Annotated in this window: 15 protein-coding genes; 6 read left to right on the forward strand and 9 right to left on the reverse strand. The window is 67.0% G+C overall.

Going from position 1 to position 19,868, the window contains the following annotated elements; genetic code table 11:
* Positions 1–91: 91 nt before the first annotated feature.
* From AC1DN0_RS18285 to gatC, 6 genes are all read right to left on the reverse strand, one after another.
* Entirely contained in the window at positions 92–760 is a 669-nt protein-coding gene (locus AC1DN0_RS18285; protein ID WP_477104649.1) for a DUF484 family protein, read from the reverse strand.
* Between the two features lie 978 nt (positions 761–1,738).
* On the reverse strand, positions 1,739–3,199 hold the full coding sequence (gene gatB / locus AC1DN0_RS18290; RefSeq protein WP_441636962.1) for an Asp-tRNA(Asn)/Glu-tRNA(Gln) amidotransferase subunit GatB: 1,461 nt from the start codon (positions 3,197–3,199) through the stop codon (positions 1,739–1,741).
* Positions 3,200–3,317: 118 nt separating this feature from the next.
* A complete protein-coding gene (locus AC1DN0_RS18295) occupies positions 3,318–4,274 on the reverse strand; it encodes a dienelactone hydrolase family protein (RefSeq protein WP_477103969.1) in 957 nt (318 codons plus the stop codon).
* Positions 4,275–4,279: 5 nt separating this feature from the next.
* Positions 4,280–4,747 carry a hypothetical protein gene (locus AC1DN0_RS18300; RefSeq protein ID WP_441636964.1) on the reverse strand — a complete coding sequence of 156 codons (468 nt, stop codon included), beginning with the start codon at positions 4,745–4,747 and terminating at the stop codon, positions 4,280–4,282.
* Entirely contained in the window at positions 4,744–6,249 is a 1,506-nt protein-coding gene (gatA, locus tag AC1DN0_RS18305; protein ID WP_441636966.1) for an Asp-tRNA(Asn)/Glu-tRNA(Gln) amidotransferase subunit GatA, read from the reverse strand. Before gatA ends, AC1DN0_RS18300 begins: the two co-directional genes overlap by 4 nt.
* A gap of 94 nt (positions 6,250–6,343) precedes the next feature.
* Positions 6,344–6,643: an Asp-tRNA(Asn)/Glu-tRNA(Gln) amidotransferase subunit GatC gene (gatC, locus tag AC1DN0_RS18310; RefSeq protein ID WP_441636968.1), complete on the reverse strand. Its 300-nt coding sequence runs from the start codon at positions 6,641–6,643 to the stop codon at positions 6,344–6,346.
* Between the two features lie 626 nt (positions 6,644–7,269).
* Between gatC and AC1DN0_RS18315 the strand changes: the two genes are divergently transcribed.
* The 6 genes from AC1DN0_RS18315 to AC1DN0_RS18340 all read left to right on the forward strand — a co-directional run bounded on the left by AC1DN0_RS18315 (position 7,270) and on the right by AC1DN0_RS18340 (position 14,467).
* Positions 7,270–8,313, forward strand: a complete 1,044-nt coding sequence (locus tag AC1DN0_RS18315; RefSeq protein ID WP_035859663.1) for a rod shape-determining protein — start codon at positions 7,270–7,272, stop codon at positions 8,311–8,313.
* A gap of 202 nt (positions 8,314–8,515) precedes the next feature.
* Positions 8,516–9,556 (forward strand): rod shape-determining protein MreC, encoded by a 1,041-nt coding sequence (mreC, locus tag AC1DN0_RS18320; protein ID WP_045238331.1) that lies wholly within the window; start codon positions 8,516–8,518, stop codon positions 9,554–9,556.
* On the forward strand, positions 9,553–10,065 hold the full coding sequence (gene mreD, locus AC1DN0_RS18325) for a rod shape-determining protein MreD (protein ID WP_035859668.1): 513 nt from the start codon (positions 9,553–9,555) through the stop codon (positions 10,063–10,065). The genes mreC and mreD overlap by 4 nt, the downstream gene beginning before the upstream one ends.
* Positions 10,066–10,137: 72 nt before the next feature.
* Positions 10,138–12,462, forward strand: coding sequence for a penicillin-binding protein 2 (gene mrdA / locus AC1DN0_RS18330; RefSeq protein WP_477103967.1), 2,325 nt, complete (start codon positions 10,138–10,140; stop codon positions 12,460–12,462).
* Positions 12,463–12,474: 12 nt separating this feature from the next.
* Positions 12,475–13,617 (forward strand): rod shape-determining protein RodA, encoded by a 1,143-nt coding sequence (gene rodA / locus AC1DN0_RS18335; protein WP_441631045.1) that lies wholly within the window; start codon positions 12,475–12,477, stop codon positions 13,615–13,617.
* An 82-nt stretch (positions 13,618–13,699) separates the two neighbouring features.
* Positions 13,700–14,467, forward strand: a complete 768-nt coding sequence (locus AC1DN0_RS18340; protein WP_035859677.1) for a ParA family protein — start codon at positions 13,700–13,702, stop codon at positions 14,465–14,467.
* Positions 14,468–15,238: 771 nt separating this feature from the next.
* Here the strand turns inward: AC1DN0_RS18340 and AC1DN0_RS18345 are convergent.
* From AC1DN0_RS18345 to AC1DN0_RS18355, 3 genes are all read right to left on the reverse strand, one after another.
* Positions 15,239–16,171, reverse strand: a complete 933-nt coding sequence (locus AC1DN0_RS18345; protein WP_441631042.1) for an alpha-E domain-containing protein — start codon at positions 16,169–16,171, stop codon at positions 15,239–15,241.
* A 78-nt stretch (positions 16,172–16,249) separates the two neighbouring features.
* A complete protein-coding gene (locus AC1DN0_RS18350; protein WP_441631040.1) occupies positions 16,250–17,188 on the reverse strand; it encodes a transglutaminase family protein in 939 nt (312 codons plus the stop codon).
* 8 nt (positions 17,189–17,196) lie between these two features.
* Positions 17,197–19,860 carry a circularly permuted type 2 ATP-grasp protein gene (locus tag AC1DN0_RS18355; protein WP_441631038.1) on the reverse strand — a complete coding sequence of 888 codons (2,664 nt, stop codon included), beginning with the start codon at positions 19,858–19,860 and terminating at the stop codon, positions 17,197–17,199.
* Positions 19,861–19,868: the final 8 nt, after the last annotated feature.

Below are 19,868 nucleotides of genomic sequence, written 5' to 3' on the forward strand. Positions count from 1 at the left end.
GCGCGGCCGCGCGGCCGCGCCACCTGATCTGGGCGGACGGGATGCCGTCATTGCCCGGCCACGGCGATGGGATTGCGGTGCATCGCCCGGTTTAGTCACGCAGCCGGTTCAGCGCGGCGCCGGCCACTTCGCCGATCTGCGCCAGGTAGGCAGTGCCCATGCCCTCGTGGAAGCGCCGCGGCTCGGGCGAACCCAGCACCAGCAGCCCGAAGGCCGCGCCAAGCGTGCCGGCTTCACGCGCGGGCACGCGCAGCGTCACCATGGCCAGCGAGGCGATATCGTCGCGCTCCAGCCAGGCCGCCGCCTCGAAGCCGCTGTTGGCGCCGCAATACGGCGCGCGCAGGCCTTCGGCGAACAGGCGGACGTCATCGCTCGCGCCCTGGGTCACTTCCATATGCGCGTAGCTCTCGGCCACGTTCCAGAGCTTGAGGGCCACACCCGGTACTTCGAACACCTGCTGCAGGCCGTCCTGCACCGCATAGGGCAGCGCGTGCGAGTCCACTTCTGCCAGCAGGCGCAGTTGCCAGGCGTGCATGCGCTGCTGGGTGCGGTCGTTGTCGTGGCCGTGACGGACGAGGTCCGCGAGCTTCAGTTCCAGGCCTTTGTTCTTCTCACGCAGGATTTCCATCTGGCGCTCTTGCAGCGAGACTGCGCGGTGGCTGTGCGGGCTGGTGAGTTGCACCGTGGCCAGCAGCTCGGCGTGATCTTCGAAGAACTGGGGGTTGGTTTGCAGGTAGGAGGCAACTTCTTGGGGGTTCATTGGCTTCAACCGGGATGTTTGGGGGGCAGTGTAGCAAATGGTTAGGGGGTGGATTTGGGGAGGGGGGGGTGTTGGCCTTTTTGGGGTGAGGGCTTGGGCTTGCTGGCTCCTTTGCGGTTTCTTTTTGCGGCGTTGGTTATTTAACCCAAAGGAATACGACATCCCCCTGCGGGGGACGCCGGTCACTCTTCTTTGCCTCGGCAAAGAAGACTAACGAGAAGAAAGCCGACCCTGCCGGGGGCAGAGCAATCGCGGGTGCGCAGGGTGCTGGTTTCGTCGTATGGGCAGCGGTTCTGCTGGTATCTGCCGTTACCGGCTTGCAGGGCAGCGCAATGGCCTGACCCATGGGTTTCGTGGTGCGGCCCCTGATCGCTTTGCTCGGTGCCTCTTCCCACATCTGCCGTTCGCGGCGCGAAGGACCGCGATCCTGCCTGCATTGGTGGTTTCGTGGTTTTGTCTCTAGCGGTGGCCGCCCAGCCATTTGATGCCCTGCCTACCGGCGCGAGCGGCACCTTGCTACCAACGCCCTTGGTTTCGTGGTGGGCACCATGGCCCGGTTCGCGAGGGTCACGCTCGAACATCACCGCGCCTGCTCTCCGAGACAAAACCACGAAACCAGCCACACTCGAAACGGCGCAGCCACTCGCGCCGCGAACGGCAGATGTGGGAATGGTCACCGCATACGAGGTCAGGGGCCCCACCACGAAACCCATGGGGCAGGCCAATGCGATGTCCTGCAAGCCGGTTGGACACGCTAGGCAACACTCAGGGCCGTACGACGCAATCACCGAGGCCTACAAGCCCGATTGCTCTGCCCCCGGCAGGGTCGGCTTTCTTCTCGTTAGTCTTCTTTGCCGAGGCAAAGAAGAGTGACCGGCGTCCCCCGCAGGGGGATGTCGTACGCACTTGGGTGCAAGAGCCAACACCGCAAAAAGAAACCGCGAAGGAGCCAGCAAGCCCCCCCCAAAAAAAGCCGCCTTACGCCCCCAACTTCTTCTTCAACAACTCATTAACCTGCGCCGGATTCCCCTTCCCCTTGGTAGCCTTCATAGCCTGCCCCACCAGCGCATTAAACGCCTTCTCCTTGCCAGCCCGGAACTCGTCGACAGACTTCGCATTGGCCGCCAGCACATCATCGATGATCTTTTCCAACTCACCTGAGTCGGACATCTGCTTCAGCCCCTTGGCCGCGATGATGGCGTCGGCGTCACCGCCCTCGTCCCCCGCCCACATGGCCGGGAAGACATCCTTCTTGGCAGTGTTGTTCGACACCGTGCCATCGGCAATGCGCACCAGCAGCCTGGCCAACTGCGCCGGCTTGACCGGGGCCGCTTCCAGCGCAATGCCTTCGCGGTTGAGCAGCGACGACACATCGCCCATCAGCCAGTTGGCAGCGGGCTTGGCATTGGCCGCACCGGCTTCGGCGACCACGGCCTCGAAGTAGCTAGCCAGTGCCTTGGACGCGGTCAGCACGCTGGCGTCATAGGCGGACAAGCCATATTGCGACACCAGGCGCGCCTGCATGGCCACCGGCAGTTCTGGCAGCGCGGCCTTCACCCGCTCGATCCAGGCCGCGTCGATCTCCAGCGGCAGCAGGTCGGGGTCGGGGAAGTAGCGGTAATCGTGCGCATCTTCCTTGGTGCGCATCGCGCGCGTCTCGCCGGTGTCCGGATCGAACAGCACGGTGGCCTGCTGGATGGCGCGGCCGTCCTCGATCTCGGCGATCTGCCACTGGACTTCGTAGTCGATGGCCTGCTGCAGGAAGCGGAACGAATTCAGGTTCTTGATCTCGCGGCGCGTGCCCAGCGTGGGGCTGCCGTAGGGGCGCACCGACACGTTGGCGTCGCAGCGGAAGCTGCCTTCCTGCATATTGCCGTCGCAGATGCCCAGCCACATCACCAGCGCGTGCAGGGCCTTGGCGTAGGCCACGGCCTCGGCCGAGCTGCGCATGTCGGGCTCGGTAACGATCTCCAGCAGCGGCGTGCCGGCGCGGTTCAGGTCGATGCCGGTCATGCCGGCGAAATCCTCGTGCAGCGACTTGCCGGCGTCTTCCTCGAGGTGGGCGCGCGTGAGCTGCACGGTCTTCTCGTAGGTCTCGCCCTTCTTGCCTTCGACCTGGATGCTGATGCTGCCGCCCTGCACCACCGGGATCTCGTACTGGCTGATCTGGTAGCCCTTGGGCAGGTCGGGGTAGAAGTAGTTCTTGCGCGCGAAGATGCTGCGCGGCGCGATGGTGGCGCCGATCGCCAGCCCGAACTCGATGGCGCGCTCGACCGCGCCGCGGTTGAGCACCGGCAACACGCCGGGCAGCGCCAGGTCGACCGGCGAGGCCTGCGTGTTCGGCGCCGCGCCGAAGGCGGTGGAGGTACCGGAAAAAATCTTGGAGGCCGTCGACAACTGCGTGTGCGTCTCGAGGCCGATCACCACTTCCCATTGCATGGCGGTATTCCTGTTCGTGTGCTGTATGTGTTGCTACGTGTTTGCTACGTCTGCTACGTGTTCATCGGCATCGCGCGCGCATTTCGCATCCGACCGCGGCGCCATGCCGGTATTCATCTCACGGATTCGGGCTGGCCAGCCACGAATCCAGTTGCGCCAGCGCCGCGCCGCGCGCGACCGGGTCGCCGCCCTCGGTCACGCCCAGGCCGGGACGCGCGCCGTTGGGCACATCGCGCCGCACCCGCAGTTCGCTGGTGCCGTCAAAGCCGTGATACGCGCCAGGGTAGATCTCCAGCCGGAAGCGCGCATCGGGCTGGCGCGCCGTGACCGCCTCGCGCAACATGGCGCAGCGGGTGGCGGGGGTCCAGTCGTCGGCGCCGCCGGTCATCAGCAGCAAGGGCGTGCGCAGGCGGTATTCATGCCGTTGCACGGCGCGCTTGCAGCCAGGATAAAAGGCCACGGCGCGCTCGATTGCCGGCGCGCCCGCCGGCCAGTCGCGGCTGGCGTCGATGGTGCTGAGCACCGCCTGCGCGCCGTTGGACCAGCCCAGCAGCACAATGCGCGCCGTGTCGATGCCGGGCTGCCGCGCGAGCCAGCGCAGCGCCGCCAGGACATCGCCGCGCCGCGTTTCGTCGTCGATGTCGCGCCCGGCCAGCGCTTCGGTGCAGATGCCCTGCGGCTTGCCGCGCGGACCGAAGCTGTCGGGCAGCAACACGGCGTAGCCGCGCGCGGAGAGCCATTGCACGTATTCCCGGTAGCGCTCCTGCAGCGCCGCGGCATCCGCGCCGCCGTTCTGGTAGAGCCCGGCGCAGCCATGCAACGCAATGACCACCGGCAATGCCTGCGCCGACGCCAGCGCGCCGCGCTGCGGCAAGAACCAGTGGGCGCTGAGCGCATTGCCCTTGTCGGCATCGGGAAAATGCACCGTCCGCGCCGGCGGCATGGCGTGCATGCCGGCCTCCGGCACGAAGGCATGCGCGAGCGCGCCGTGGCTTGCCAGCACCAGGGCGCACGCGCCAAGGCAAAAATCCCGCAGGCGGGCGGCGAGTCCGGACAGGGCGCTGAGCGGGTGCATCGGATTCATCGGGTCTGTGCACAGCCGCCAGTGCCGGGTTCGAACATCACCGGCCAGGCTTCCTCGTAGATGCCCGGCGAGCACCGTGCCTCGCAATTGGCGTGGGCCAGCGTGACCCGGCGCGGATCCTGCCAGACCATCAGCTTGCAGGCGCTGCCGTCGTTGGCGCGCAACTCGATATGCGGCTTCTTCTGCGTCTGGCGGAATTCGGCCAGGTTGAAGCTGCACGAACCGCGCTTGCCCACCCACAGCTTCCACGACAACTGCTGCACGCTGTTGTCCGCCACGCGCAGCTGGGCATCCTCGCGGAAGCCGTCTTCCTCGGTGCGGCGGCAATCGCCGGCAAGGTCGATGTCGCGGCTGGCGATCGGGGTGGGCCCGCCGCCGAAGCGCGGCAGCGGGATGCAGGCCGCCAGTGCGGCGGCCAGCCCGATGCCGAGTGCGAGCCGGACCAGCCAGCGCCGCGCGATCATGCCTTGGCAGGCCGGCGCAGGTGCCAGTCCGTTGCCTGCTGGAAAGCGTGCGCCGTCTGCAGCAGTTCGGCTTCGCCGAAGTAGTTGCCGATCAGTTGCAGGCCAACCGGCATGCCGCCCTCGCCCAGCCCGCAGGGCACGCTCATGCCGGGCAGGCCGGCCAGGCTGGTCGACAGCGTGAAGATGTCGGCCAGGTACATCTGCACCGGGTCGGCGCTCTTCTCGCCCAGCTTCCAGGCTACCGTGGGCGCCACCGGACCCATGATCACGTCGCACTGGGTAAAGGCGCGCTGGAAATCGTCGGCGATGATGCGGCGGATCTTCTGCGCCTGCAGGTAGTAGGCGTCGTAGTAGCCATGCGACAGCACATAGGCGCCCACCATGATGCGGCGCTTGACCTCGGGGCCGAAGCCTTCGGCGCGGGTCTTCTTGTACATGTCCATCAGGTCGCGGTACTCGGCGGCGCGATGGCCGTAGCGCACGCCGTCGAAACGCGACAGGTTGGACGAGGCCTCGGCCGGCGCGATCACGTAGTACACGGGGATCGACAGCTCGGTCTTGGGCAGCGACACCTCGACCAGCGTGGCGCCCAGCTTCTCGTACTCGGCGAGCGCGGCGCGCACGGCCTGTTCCACGTCTGCCGACAGCCCCTTGCCGAAATACTCGGTGGGCAGGCCGATGCGCAGCCCGGACAGTGGCCTCTCAACGCTGGCGCCGGTGCGCGGCTTGCCCAGCAGGCGCGTGTAGTCCTCGTCGACACCACCCTGGGCGGGCGCGAGGCTGGTCGAGTCGCGCTCGTCGAAGCCGGCCATGGCGCCCAGCAGCATGGCGCAGTCCTCGGCGGTATGTGCCATCGGGCCGCCCTGGTCGAGCGAGGAGGCGAAAGCGATCATGCCGTAGCGCGACACGCGGCCATAGGTGGGCTTGATGCCGGTAATACCCGAGAACGAGGCCGGCTGGCGGATCGAGCCGCCGGTGTCGGTGCCGGTGGCGGCGGGCGCGAGCCCGGCTGCCACGGCGGCGGCCGAGCCGCCCGAGGAGCCGCCCGGCACGCGGCTGGCATCCCAGGGGTTCTTCACCGGGCCGAAGTGCGAGTTCTCGTTGGACGAGCCCATCGCGAACTCGTCCATATTGGTCTTGCCCAGCGTGACCATGCCGGCGGCGGCCAGGCGCTCGACCACGGAGGCGTCGAACGGGCTTTCATAGTCGGCGAGCATGCGCGAGCCCGCTGTTGCGCGCCAGCCACGCGTGACGAACACGTCCTTGTGGGCGATCGGCACGCCGGTCAGCAGGCCGGCTTCGCCGCGCGCGCGGCGCTCGTCGGCGGCGCGGGCCTGCGCCAGCGTGAGTTCGGGGTTGACGTCGACAAAGGCGTTGAGCGCGCTGGCCTGCTCGATGCGGGCCAGGTAATCGCGCGCCAGTTCTTCGGCGGAGACGGTGCGTGCCGCCAGCGCGTCGGAGAGCTCGCGCAGGGAGGTCACGGTAGATGCGGAAAAGGACATGTCGGTCGGTTTGGCTTGGCAGGTGATGGCTGCCGGCGCCGCCTGGCGGCGGCGCGGCGCAGCCGCTGGTTCGAGGGCCGGTGTTCGATGACCTTTATTCGATGACCTTGGGCACCAGGTAGAGGCCGCCTTCGGTGGCCGGCGCGGGACGCTGGTAGTCCTCGCGGCGGTTGGGCTCGGTCACGGCGTCGTCGCGCAACCGCTGCGACATCTCGCGCACCGCGGACAGCGGGTGGGCCAGCGGCACGATGCCGGTGGTATCGACCGCCTGCATCTGTTCGACCAGGGAGAAGAATTGATTGAGCTGCACAAGCGTCTGCCCGGCCTCGGCATCGTTGATTTCGATGCGGGCAAGGTGGGCGATGCGCTTGACGTCGGATAGGTCGAGAGCCATGGCTTGGGGTCGGTGCGAAAGGCGATGCGGGCGCGGCCGGGGCGGGCCGGCGAGTGCTGCCGGGAGCGCCCGGGAATCGTCAAAGTTACAGGTTTTTTCGGGGTAGAAGCCCCCGAAACAGGGGGAATTATAAGGTATCATTGCGCGTTGCCATCCTTTGGCAGCGCCTTCGTCACATTGGTGCACATTGGTGCAAAACCGCGTGCCGCGGAGCTTTGTGGGTCACCCTACGGTCCCCCGGACCCACGGATCGCAGCATTGGCCACATCGCCAGGCCACCAGCCGGCGGTGCGATGCCGAAGGCAGGCAAGGGATACAGACAGGTTCCTCCGATTAGACCGCCCCCGCCAGCAATTAAATTGTAATTGCGGTGCCGTTCCACCGAACTTTCGCGCGTGGTCTAATCAAAGGTACCCGTACAGGTCGTTTCCGCCACCCGGCGAGACGGCCTTGGTTGGCGGCCCCGGCCCTGACAGCACGCCCCCTGTGGCAGGCTGGCAACGGCGCCGGCCCCACCGAACGACCGGGGGCCTTAATACTACCCGTCGCTATGAATATCGTGGCTGGCCCCGCAGCGGCGCCGGCCACTTCGCATACTCGCGAACCACCAGAAAACAGGATTCCTGATGTTCGGATTTCTCCGCAGCTACTTTTCGAACGATCTCGCGATCGACCTCGGCACCGCCAACACCCTGATCTATATGCGCGACAAGGGCATCGTCCTTGACGAGCCGTCCGTCGTCGCGATTCGCCAGGAAGGCGGGCCCAACGCCAAGAAAACCATCCAGGCGGTCGGCAAGGAAGCCAAGCAGATGCTGGGCAAGGTGCCGGGCAACATCGAGGCCATCCGCCCGATGAAAGACGGCGTGATCGCCGACTTCACCGTCACCGAGCAGATGCTCAAGCAGTTCATCAAGATGGTGCACGACACCAAGCTGCTGCGTCCCTCGCCGCGCATCATCATCTGCGTGCCGTGCGGCTCGACCCAGGTCGAGCGCCGCGCCATCCGCGAATCGGCGCTGGGCGCCGGCGCCAGCCAGGTGTACCTGATCGAGGAGCCGATGTCGGCCGCGATCGGCGCCGGCCTGCCCGTGTCGGAGCCGTCCGGCTCGATGGTGGTGGATATCGGCGGCGGCACCACCGAGGTGGGCATCATCTCGCTGGGCGGCATGGTCTACAAGGGTTCGGTGCGCGTGGGCGGCGACAAGTTCGACGAAGCCATCGTCAACTACATCCGCCGCAACTACGGCATGCTGATCGGCGAGCAGACCGCCGAAGCCATCAAGAAGGCCATCGGTTCGGCCTTCCCCGGCTCCGAAGTCCGCGAAATGGAAGTCAAGGGCCGCAACCTGTCCGAAGGCATCCCGCGCGCCTTCACGGTGTCCTCCAACGAGATCCTGGAAGCCCTGACCGATCCGCTCAACCAGATCGTGTCGGCAGTCAAGATCGCGCTCGAACAGACCCCGCCGGAACTCGGCGCCGACATCGCCGAGCGCGGCATGATGCTGACCGGCGGCGGCGCGCTGCTGCGCGACCTGGATCGCCTGCTGGCCGAGGAAACCGGCCTGCCGGTGCTGGTTGCCGAAGACCCGCTGACCTGCGTGGTGCGCGGCTCCGGCATGGCGCTCGAACGCATGGACAAGCTGGGCAGCATCTTCTCTTACGAATAAAGAATCAGCAGAGGAATCGCTCGTGGCGCGACGCGGCCTGCCGGACTACCTGGTCGGGGCCGCGCCGTGCCGCGCCACCCTCCCGACCCGGCCCGAGCCCGTGCAACACACCGCGCCGCGACGCCCCAGCCACGCTGGCTGGCGCGCCGCGGCGCTGTCGTGCCTACGGGACCGGGAGACCTTTCTGCCAGCGCACGGGTAAATGGATTACACTCCGCCGCCGCTCTTCAAGCAGGGCACTTCCGCCGTCGCGCGCCTCGTCTTCTATGTGACGATCGCGCTGGCGCTGCTCATCGTCGATGCGCGCTTTGACGCCCTGCGCGTGGTGCGCCAGGTTGCCGCCACCGTGCTGATGCCGGTCGAGCGCACCGTGCTGGTGCCGCGCGATGCACTGCGCGCCACCTTCGACTACGCCCAGTCAGCGGCCGCCCTGGCCAGCGAGAACCGCGAACTCAGGCGCCGCATGGTGGCCGAGGCCGAGGGCTCGGTGCGCCAGTCCCAGCTCGAAGCCGAGAACAATCAGTTGCGCAAGCTGCTCGGCCTGGTGCAGCAGTCGGCCACGCCGGTGACGTCGGCCGAGATCCTGTACGACGCCCGCGACCCCTACAGCCAGCGCATCGTGATCGACCGCGGCAGCCAGCACGGCCTGCGCGCGGGCTATCCGGTGATCGACGAACGCGGCGTGATCGGCCAGGTGACGCGCGTGTCGCCGTTCCAGTCCGAAGTCACGCTCCTGACCGACAAGGAACAGGCCATTCCGGTGCAGGTCGTGCGCAACGGCCTGCGCAGCGTAGCCTTCGGCGGCGCCCGCGCCGGCCTGCTGGACCTGCGCTTCATGGCCGCCTCGGCCGACCTGCAGCAGGGCGACCTGCTGGTCACCTCGGGCCTGGACGGCACCTACCCGCCCGGCCTGCCGGTTGCCCGGATCGTGCAGATCGAGCGCAAGGCGGATACCGCCTTCTCGCGTGTGTACTGCGAGCCGGTGGCCGGGGTGCGCTCGCACCGCCAGCTGCTGGTGATCCGCTACGAAGCCCAGCTGCCGCCGCGCGAATCCATCGACGGCCCGCGCGACGCCAAGGAAGCCAGGATCGTCAGGGCCGACCGGCCGGGCGTGAAGGACGCCGAACGCGCCGACGCCAAGCCGGCGGCGAAGCCCGCCGCAAAGCCAGCCGACAAACCTGCCGACAAGGCGGCGGAAAAACCCGCGGACAAGCCCGCCGCCGCCAAGGAGGTCAAGCGTTGACCAATCCCCAATACCTGCTGCGCCCGGTCAACCCCGCGTTTATCGCGCTGAGTTTCGTACTGGCCTTCCTGTTCAACCTGATGCCCTGGGGCACCACGCTGTGGGTGCCCGACATGGTGGCGCTGGTGCTGGTGTTCTGGAACATCCACCAGCCGCGCAAGGTCGGCATGGGCGTGGCGTTCGCGCTCGGCCTGCTGATGGATGTGCACGATGCGCGCCTGCTGGGCGAGCACGCCATGGCCTACTCGCTGCTGGCGTACTTCGCCATCACCATCCATCGGCGCGTGCTGTGGTTCACCGTCTATACCCAGGCGCTGCACGTGCTGCCGCTGCTGTTCGTCGCCCACGCGGTGCCGGTGGTGATCCGCCTGGCCATGGGCGCGCCGCTGCCCGGCTGGCAGCTGCTGCTGGCGCCGGGCATCGAGGCGCTGCTGTGGCCGCTGGCCACCGGCATGCTGCTGGCGCCGCAGCGCCGCAGCGCGGACGTGGACGAAACCCGGCCGATCTGACGCTTTACCCCAACCGATGTCCCGCCGCGGCCCCCTGGGGTGCGCGGCAAACCGCAAGGCTGACGCAGTACCATGACCGAAATACGCAATGTCGAACAGGAGCTCGGCCGCTTCCGCATCCGCGTAGCGGCGGCGGGCCTGTTTGCCGTGATCTGCTTCGGCCTGCTGTTCACGCGCTTTCTCTGGCTGCAGTGGTACAAGCATGACCAGTACTCGGCCAAGGCCGAGGACAACCGCATCTCGGTGGCGCCGATCGAGCCCAACCGCGGCATCATCATGGACCGCAACGGCGTGGTGCTGGCGCGCAACTATTCCGCCTACACGCTGGAAATCACGCCGTCCAAGCTGTCCGACACGCTCGACAACACCATCGAGGAACTAGCCCAGCTGATCGACATCCAGCCGCGCGACCGCCGCCGCTTCAAGCGGCTGATGGAAGAATCCCGCAGCTTCGAGAGCCTGCCGATCCGCAGCCAGCTCACCGACGAGGAAGTGGCGCGTTTCTCCGCGCAGCGCTTCCGCTTTCCCGGCGTGGACGTGCGCGCGCGGCTGTTCCGCCAGTACCCGATGGGCGAGTCCGCCTCGCACGTGATCGGCTACCTCGGCCGCATCTCGCAGCGCGACCAGGAACGCATCGAGGCCATGGACGAGGCCAACAGCGCCGAAGGCGCCAAGTACGATCCGCGCAAGGACGCCGACAACTACAAGGGCTCCAACTACATCGGCAAGATCGGCATCGAGCAGAGCTACGAGACCGAACTGCACGGCCTGACCGGCTTCGAGGAAGTGGAAGTGAGCGCGGGCGGACGCCCCATCCGCACGCTGTCCACCTCCCCCGCCACGCCCGGCAACAACCTGATCCTGTCGCTCGACATCCGCCTGCAGCAGCTGGCCGAGGCGCTCTTTGGCGACAAGCGCGGCGCGCTGGTGGCGATCGAGCCGGCCACCGGCGACATCCTGGCCTTTGTTTCCAAGCCGACCTACGACCCCAACCTGTTCGTCGAAGGGATCGACACCAATACCTGGAACGAACTCAACGGCTCGCCCGACAAGCCGCTGCTGAACCGTCCGCTGCGCGGCACCTACCCGCCCGGCTCGACCTACAAGCCGTTCATGGCGCTGGCGGCGCTCACCACCGGCAAGCGCACCGCAGCCTGGGGCATGCACGATCCGGGCTCATTCACGCTGGGCAACCATACCTTCCGCGACGACAAGCCGGGCGGCCACGGCTGGGTGGACATGAACGCCTCCATCGTGCAGTCGTGCGATACCTATTACTACATGCTGGCGCGCGACATGGGCGTCAACGCCATTCATGACTTCATGAAGCCGCTGGGCTTCGGCCAGATCACCGGCATCGACATCGAAGGCGAGAGCCGCGGCATCCTGCCGTCGACCGAATGGAAGCAGCGCGCCTACCGCAAGCCCGAGCAGCGGAAGTGGTATGACGGCGAAACCATCTCCCTTGGCATCGGACAGGGCTACAACAGCTTCACCATCCTGCAGCTGGCCAACGCCACCGCCATCCTGGTCAACAACGGCTCCGCGATGAAGCCCCACCTGGTCAAGGCGGTGGAGGATTCCGTAACCCGCGACCGCGAGCTCACGGTGCCCAAGGAAAGCTACCGGCTGCCGTTCAAGCAGGCCGATATCGACGTGATCAAGCGCGCCATGGTCGGCGTGACGCACTCGGGCACGGCTGCGCGCGCCTTTGCCGGCGCAGCCTACGAGTCGGCCGGCAAGACCGGTACCGCCCAGACCTTCACCATGGGCAAGAACGAGAAGTACAACCACCACGCGCTGGACGAGCGCAAGCGCGACCATGCGCTCTATACGGCATTCGCCCCGGCGGACAACCCGAAGATCGCGCTGGCGATGATCGTGGAAAACGCCGGCTTCGGCGGCGCCGTGGCCGCGCCGATCGCGCGCAAGGTGATGGATTACTACCTGCTCGGCAAGTGGCCGGCAGAGCTGGAGAACATCGCCCCGCCCGCATCGGAGCGCGCCGGCGGCAAGCCGCCGGTGGATACGCCCAGCGTGTTCACCACCGGCCACACCGCCAGCATCGCCAGCGCCACGGTCATGGGCGCCAGCGAGGCCGCCGCCACCAGCGAAGGCGCCAGCGCGCCGGCCGCGCGCGTCGCAGCCCGTGCCGGTGCTGCCGCCACGGCCGCTTCCGCCGTGCAGGCGCCGGTGATCGACCCCGCCGCCATCGCGCCGGCCTCGGCGGTACAGACGCTGGACGAGCGCATGGCGCAGGCCCTTGGCCACAGCCGCCCGGCTCCGGCCCCCGCCCCTGCCGCGCAGGCCGTGGTGGGGCCGGCCAGTTCCAAACCCCGCGCCAAGCCGGCAACCGCGCCCGCCGCGGCCGGCGGCAACGCCAACGCTACACGCTGAAGGAGACGCGCCATGGATCGCCGCCGCGTCCTATCGTTCATCAAGACGGCCATCACCGGCTTCGACAAGCCGCTGGCGCTGATCGTCTTCCTGCTGTTCGCCACCGGCATCGTGGCGCTCTACTCCGCCGCCATCGACATGCCCGGGCGGGTCGAGGACCAGTTGCGCAACATCCTGCTGTCCTATGTGGTGATGTGGGCCATCGCTTACCTGCCGACCCAGACGCTGATGCGGGTGGCGGTGCCGCTCTACACGGTAGGCGTGGCCCTGCTGGTCGCGGTGGCCATGTTCGGCCTGATCCGCAAGGGTGCGCGCCGCTGGCTCTACGTCGGCATGGTGATCCAGCCCTCCGAGATCATGAAGATCGCCATGCCGCTGATGCTGGCGTGGTACTTCCAGAAACGGGAGGGCTCGGTCAGGTGGTTCGATTTCGTGCTGGCGCTGGTGCTGCTGCTCGTGCCCGTTGGCCTGATCGCCAAGCAGCCCGACCTCGGCACCGGCCTGCTGGTCATGGCCGCCGGCCTCTATGTGATCTATTTCGCCGGCCTGTCGTGGAAGATCATCCTGCCGCTGCTTGCCATCGTGGTGGTGGCCATCACCGCGCTGGTCACCTTCGAGCACGATATGTGCGCCCCCGGCGTGAACTGGCCGATCCTGCACGACTACCAGCAGCACCGCATCTGCACGCTGCTGGATCCCACCACCGACCCGCTCGGCAAGGGTTTCCACACCATCCAATCGATCATCGCCATCGGCTCCGGCGGCGTCTTCGGCAAGGGCTGGCTGAAGGGCACGCAGACGCACCTGGAGTTCATCCCGGAAAAGCACACCGACTTTATCTTCGCGGTCTTCTCGGAGGAATTCGGCCTGGTGGGCAATGCGGTGCTGCTGGTGCTGTACCTGCTGCTGATCTTCCGCGGGCTGTATATCGCGGCCAACGCGCCGACGCTGTTCTCGCGGCTGCTGGCGGGGGCGATCACGCTGATCTTCTTCACCTACGCGTTCGTCAACATGGGGATGGTGAGCGGCATCCTGCCCGTGGTGGGGGTGCCGTTGCCGTTGATGAGCTATGGCGGGACGGCGCTGGTGACGCTGGGCATGGGGATCGGGATACTGATGAGTATCTCGCGTCAGAAGCGGCTGATACAGACGTAGCCTGTCGCGCGATTTGGCCGCTGAAATGACACCGCGCTAGGGTATCCTCTTCCCTTTGGCACGTTCACATCCAAGGGCTCAAATGCGGCGCGTCGTATTCAATCAGAAGGGCGGTGTCGGTAAGTCGACCATCGTTTGCAACCTGGCCGCCATCAGTGCCAGCGAAGGCCTGCGCACCCTGGTCATCGACCTGGATGCGCAAGGCAACTCCAGCCAGTACCTGCTCGGCACGCAGGCCGCGGAAGCCACCCCGACCGTGGCAGACTTCTTCAACACCGCGCTGACGTACAGCTTCAAGCCGGTGGAAGTCACCTCGTTCATCCATGCCACGCCGTTCGAGAACCTCGATGTGATGCCCGCCCATCCCGAGCTCGACGCGCTGCACGGCAAGCTCGAATCCCGCTACAAGATCTACAAGCTGCGCGATGCGCTGATCGAGCTGGAAGCGGTGTACGACGCGATCTACATCGACACGCCGCCGGCTTTGAATTTCTACACCCGCTCCGCGTTGATCGCTGTCGAGCGCTGCCTGATTCCGTTCGACTGCGACGACTTCTCGCGCCGTGCGCTTTATACGCTGCTCGACAATGTGAAGGAGATCCAGCATGACCACAATGCGGATCTCGAAGTCGAGGGTATTGTGATCAACCAGTTCCAGCCGAGGGCCAGCCTGCCGTTGCAACTGGTTGAGGAGCTGGTTGGCGAGGGGTTGCCGGTGCTGAATTCACGGTTGTCGTCGTCCGTGAAGATCCGGGAGTCGCATCAGCATGCGATGCCGATGATTCATCTGGATCCGCGGCATAAGCTGGCGTTGGAGTATTTGGCTTTGCATCGGGAGTTGGTGGGATAGGGGTTTTTTGAGCGGTGTTGGCTCTTGCACCCAAGTGCGTACGACATCCCCCTGCGGGGGACGCCGGTCACTCTTCTTTGCCTCGGCAAAGAAGACTAACGAGAAGAAAGCCGACCCTGCCGGGGGCAGAGCAATAAGGCTCTCGAATATCGGGGGTTTCGTCGTACGGCCCAAAGTGCCGGCGGGCTTCTGCCGGTACCGGCTTGACTGACCACGAACCTGCCAGCATCCGGGATTGACGGTGAGGCCCCCGGTAGCGCACATCACTTGCTTCAAGCCGTCTGTCGCTCGCGGAGTGGCCGGCCACGAAGTTGCAGGCGCACCGGTTCCGTCGTGGGCGCGGTGGCACCGGGTTGATTTGCCCAAGACCTTGACCACCGCGCCCGCCCCACCACGAAACCATTGACGGGCGATGTGTCGTGATGGCCCGCGCCGGTAACGGCAGATTGGCGAATGGCCAAGGATTCTCCTACCGGGGGCCGCACCACGAATCCCGGAAACTTGCAGATTCGTGGCCCTTTAAACCGGTACCGGCAGATGCCCGCAGAACCGCTGGCCATACGACGAAACCAGCACCCTGCGCACTCGCGATTGCTCTGCCCCCGGCAGGGTCGGCTTTCTTCTCGTTAGTCTTCTTTGCCGAAGCAAAGAAGAGTGACCGGCGTCCCCCGCAGGGGGATGTCGTACGCTGTTGGGTGCAAGAGCCAACACCGCTCAAATCAAAGACCAAGCACCGACAAAAAAGCCAATGGTTTGCCCCTACCCCTACCCCTACACCCCCTTCATCAAAAAATCCCGACTAACCCCACCCCCCAACTCATGGATCCTGCGAAGAAAATCACTAAGCCACCCATGAATCCCAACAGAAAAAATATCCTCGATCCGAGTGAATTTAAGCTCGGCATGCAGCTTCCCCGCCCGCCTCTCCGTCTCCACTGACTGCGCATTCCTGACCTGCGCCAGCAACGAAACCACCTCCCGCAAACTCGCCGCCAGCGACCGCGGCATATCCGGATGCACGATCAGCAACTCCGCCACGCGTTCCGGCGTAACCACCGATCGATAAACCTTGCGATACATCTCCAGCCCCGACACCGAACGCAATACGGCAGCCCACTGATAGAAGTCGTCCTGCTGCTGCCCCAGGTCGGTAGCCTGGAACTTGACATCGAGAATGCGGGCCGTGTTATCCGCCCGTTCCAGGAACGTCCCCAGGCGCATGAAGCAATAGGCTTCGTCCTTGAGCATGGTCCCGGCTTCCACGCCGCGCGTAAGGTGAGAGCGGAACTTCACCCACTCGAAGAACTGCGCCGGGTCGTGCCGCAGGATCCCGTCGGCAACCATCTGCTGCACATCGAGCCAGGTGGTGTTGATGGTCTCCCAAAGCGGCGTGGTAAGCGCGCCGCGCACCGCACGGGCGTTTTCGCGGGCGGCGCGCAGGCACGACATGATCGACGCGGGATGGCTCAGGTCCCGCACCATGAAGTCGATCACCTCCCCGTGCGCCACCGCGCCGTGATGCGCGGCAAATACCGGCGTGAGTTCGGTCACATCGAGCATCGCCAGCCAGCCTTGCCGGGCCACGTCGGGCGACTGCGGCAGCATTGAGGCCTGGTAGTTGACGTCGAGCATGCGTGCGGTGTTCTCCGCACGCTCGGTGTAGCGGGCCATCCAGAACAGGTGGTCGGCGGTGCGGCTTAGCATGATGATTCCCCCTTTTCTCGGCAAACCCAGGCTACCGACAAGCAATTGGCTTGCCAGCCGCTGACCGCTGCGGCGTCGCTACACGAGCGGCAACACGCTGACCTCCACTTCGACATCGTGCGCGCCGCCGCCGAAGATGACACCGCGCAGCAGCGAGACATCGCTGTAGTCGCGCCCGAATGCCAGCGTGACGTGGCCGGTGTCGGCCAGCACATCGTTGGTGGGATCGAGGTCGACCCAGCCGGCCAGCGGGCAGTAGACCGACAGCCACGCGTGCGAGGCGTCGGCGCCGATCAGCCTGGGCTGGCCGGGCGGCGGTTCGGTGCGCAAGTAGCCGCTGACATAGCGCGCGGCGAGGCCAAGCGAGCGCAGGCAGCCGATCATCACCTGGGCGAAATCCTGGCACACGCCGCTGCGCAGGCCGAAGGCCTGCAGCGCCGGCGTATCGACCTCGGTGGCGGTGGCGTGGTATTCGAAGTCGGCATGGATGCGGTGCATCAGGTCGATGGCGCCCGCCACCACTGTCGTGCCGGGCGCGAAGCTGGCCAGCGCGTAGGCCTTGAGGTCCGGATGCAGCGCTATGTTGGGCGAGGCGAAGCAGAACTCGCTCTGCGGCATGAAGGGCTGGCCGGCGCGAAAGCGCAGCGCTGCCACGGCGGCTTCCCACGGCATGCTGGCGGCGGGATCGAGCGCCTCCCAGCGCGGCGTCAGGCTGACCGTGCTCTCGCAGGCGAGCTGCATGAAGTCGTGCGGCACGTCGATGGTGAAGTACAGCACGTTGTTGCCGAAGGCATCGGTGTCGGCACGCTGATGCGACGGCGCCGGCTCGATCAGCGTGCTGTGCGAGAGCACCGCCTGCCACGGGCAAGTGACCGGGAACACCACGGCGCGCTGCTGGGCGTTTTCCACCGGCGCGGTGTAGTCGTAGATGGTCTTGTGGTGGACGGTTAGCACGGATGCGGCGCGCGGCGCGGGTGTCGCGGGCGCGACGGCGGCGGCGGCGGTCGTCTCGTTCATCGCCGCGGTCATGGCTGCACCCCGGCCCAGGCACCCGTCCCGGCCATGCCGGCATGGCTGAAGTAGCGCGCACTGATTTCGTCGGACAATTGCACCATCATGCTCGTCAGTTGCCCGCACAATTGCACCAGATTGGTGTATTGCCCGTCGGCATCACGCTCGCATAGCGCCTCCCAGCCAGGCAGCGTCTCCACCGTGGGCAGGAACTGCGGCAGCGGCAAACGCCCGGTGCCTGCCGGACTGGCCGGGGGCGTGACCTGGCCGAGCTTGACGCGCAGCCGCGCCAGCACGCCATAGAGCCCGCGCGGATTGGTGGGCTCGATCACGATCTGGTCGACCAGCGCCGGCACATCGGAGCGGCCGGGATAGAGCGCGCGGAAGGTCAGCGTGCTGTCGAACAGGTGCAGCACCAGGTCGAAGCAGGTCCGGTGCAGCAGCGCGCCGTTGTGCGCGAACACCTGCAGGAAGGTCGACAGCGTGGCCACGCGTTCGATATGGCGGCCGATGAACAGCAGGCGCCAGGCTTCATCCCGGGTCATGCGGTCGCCCTGGGCGCCGCTGATGGCGGCGAGCTGCATGCCCAGGTGATCCAGCGCCGCCAGCACGCGCGGCCGGTCGTAGTAGCCGGCGTCGCTGCCCGCCGCGCCCGGGCTGCCGCCACAAGCGGCCGCCATCGCGTCGCCGAAATCGTTGCGCGCGGCCAGGATGGTGCGCCAGTGATCGTTGGACAGCCGGTTGCGGATCTCGGTGGCGGCATGCACATGACTGGCCAGGTTCTGGCCCACGCTGGTCCAGCCGGCGTCTTCCGCCAGCGCGGATACCAGGCTGCGCTCGAACACGCGCAGCGAGGCCCGCGGCTGCGGGGCGCCGGTCGGCAGCAGGCCGCAGGCCTGCACCAGTTCGCCGATCACGTCGAGCGCGCTGTCGTCGCGGTCGTCGCTGCTCTCGATCGAGCCCAGCACTAGCCGGCACAGGCGCACATTGTTCTCCGCACGCTCGGCATAGCGGCCGGCCCAGAACAGGTTCTCGGCGGCGCGGCTCGATACCGCCAGCGGCTTGGGGGCTGGCCCCAGGCCCGTGCTGCCCATCGGGAACGGCGGCGGCATCGGCACCGGCTGTGCCGGCTGGCTCGACAGCACCCAGGTATCGACGCTGGACCCGCCGAGCTGCATCGAAACCGCCGGCTGCCCTTCTCCCGCGAGCCGGGTAAAGCCGCCCGGCATCACCTGCCAGCCGCCGCGCCCGTCGGCGATGGCGTAGACCCGCAGCATGGCCATGCGCGAGCCGATATGCGGGCCTTCCCAGCGCGGCGCGTGCGACAGCGGCAGATCGGCCTGGATGGTGAACAGATCGGGCACCTGCTCGATGCGCTCGCGCCAGTCGGCCAGCCGCTGCAGGCCGCGCTCCATGCCCAGCCGTGGCCCTTCCCACGGCTGCGCCATGCCGCGCGGATAGGTCGGCATCAGGAAGGCTTCGCTGAATTGCGCGAGCGCTTCCGCGCGCGCGGTGGCCTCGCCGCACCACCAGCTCGGCACGCCGGGCAGCAGCAACGGCTCGCCCAGCAGTTCGCGGGCGATGGCGGGCAGGAAACCGTGGATGGCCGGCGTTTCCAGGAAGCCCGAGCCGGGCGCGTTGGAGACCAGCACATTGCCCGCGCGCATCGCCTGCAGCAAGCCGGGCACGCCAAGCGTGGAGTCCTGCCGCAGCTCGACCGGATCGCAATAGGCATCGTCCAGGCGGCGCAGCACCACGTCGACGCGTTCCAGCCCGGCCAGGGTCTTCAGGTAGACCACGTCGTTGCGCACGGTCAGGTCCTTGCCCTCGACCAGCGTGATGCCGAGGTAGCGGGCCAGGAAGGTGTGCTCGAAATAGGTTTCGTTATAGGGGCCCGGGGTGAGCAGCACGATGTGCTTGCTGACCGCCGCCGCCATGCCGGCAGCGGATTCGGGCGCGGGTGGCTGCGCCGCGGGCTGCTGCGCCAGCGTGGCCACCAGTTGCGTGAACGCGGCGGGCAGGCGCCGCACGCGCAGCTCGCGGAACGCATCGGTGAACAGGCTGGAGATGATCAGCCGGTTTTCCAGCGCGTAGCCCATGCCCGAAGGCGTTTCCGTGCGGTGGGCCATGACGGTCCAGCCGCCCGCCACGGTATGCGCCAGGTCCACCGCGACGATATGCAGGAAATTGCCGCCCGGCGGCTGGTAGCCCTTGAGCGGGCGCAGGTAGCCGGGATGGCCGAAGACCAGGCCGGCCGGCAGCAAGCCCTTGGACAGCAGGGTCTGCGGCCCGTAGATGTCGGCCACCACGGCGTTGGCCAGCTCGGCCCGCTGGATCACGCCGCGCTCGATCCGCTCCCAGTCGTCCTCGGGGACCAGGAAGGGCAGCAGGTCCAGCGCCCAGGCGCGTGCGCCAGCCTTGTCGGCGTTGTCCGCGTACACGTTGTAGGTCACGCCGTTGTCGCGGATCTGGCGCGCCATGGCGGCGGCCTGCTGGTCGAGGCCGTCGATGCCTTCCTCGCCCAGCACCTGGAAGAAGCTCGCCCACGGCGCGCGCAGCCCGTCGCCGCACGCGCCCAGTTCGTCAAGGTGGCCGGGCGGCACCGGCCGCGCGCGGTGCATCACCGCGTCTGCCGCGGGGGTGGATTCATCGAAAGGCAGTGATGGCTGTTGAGGCACGGGGGCGC

It is taken from the genome of Cupriavidus sp. 05N39, from assembly GCF_056397325.1.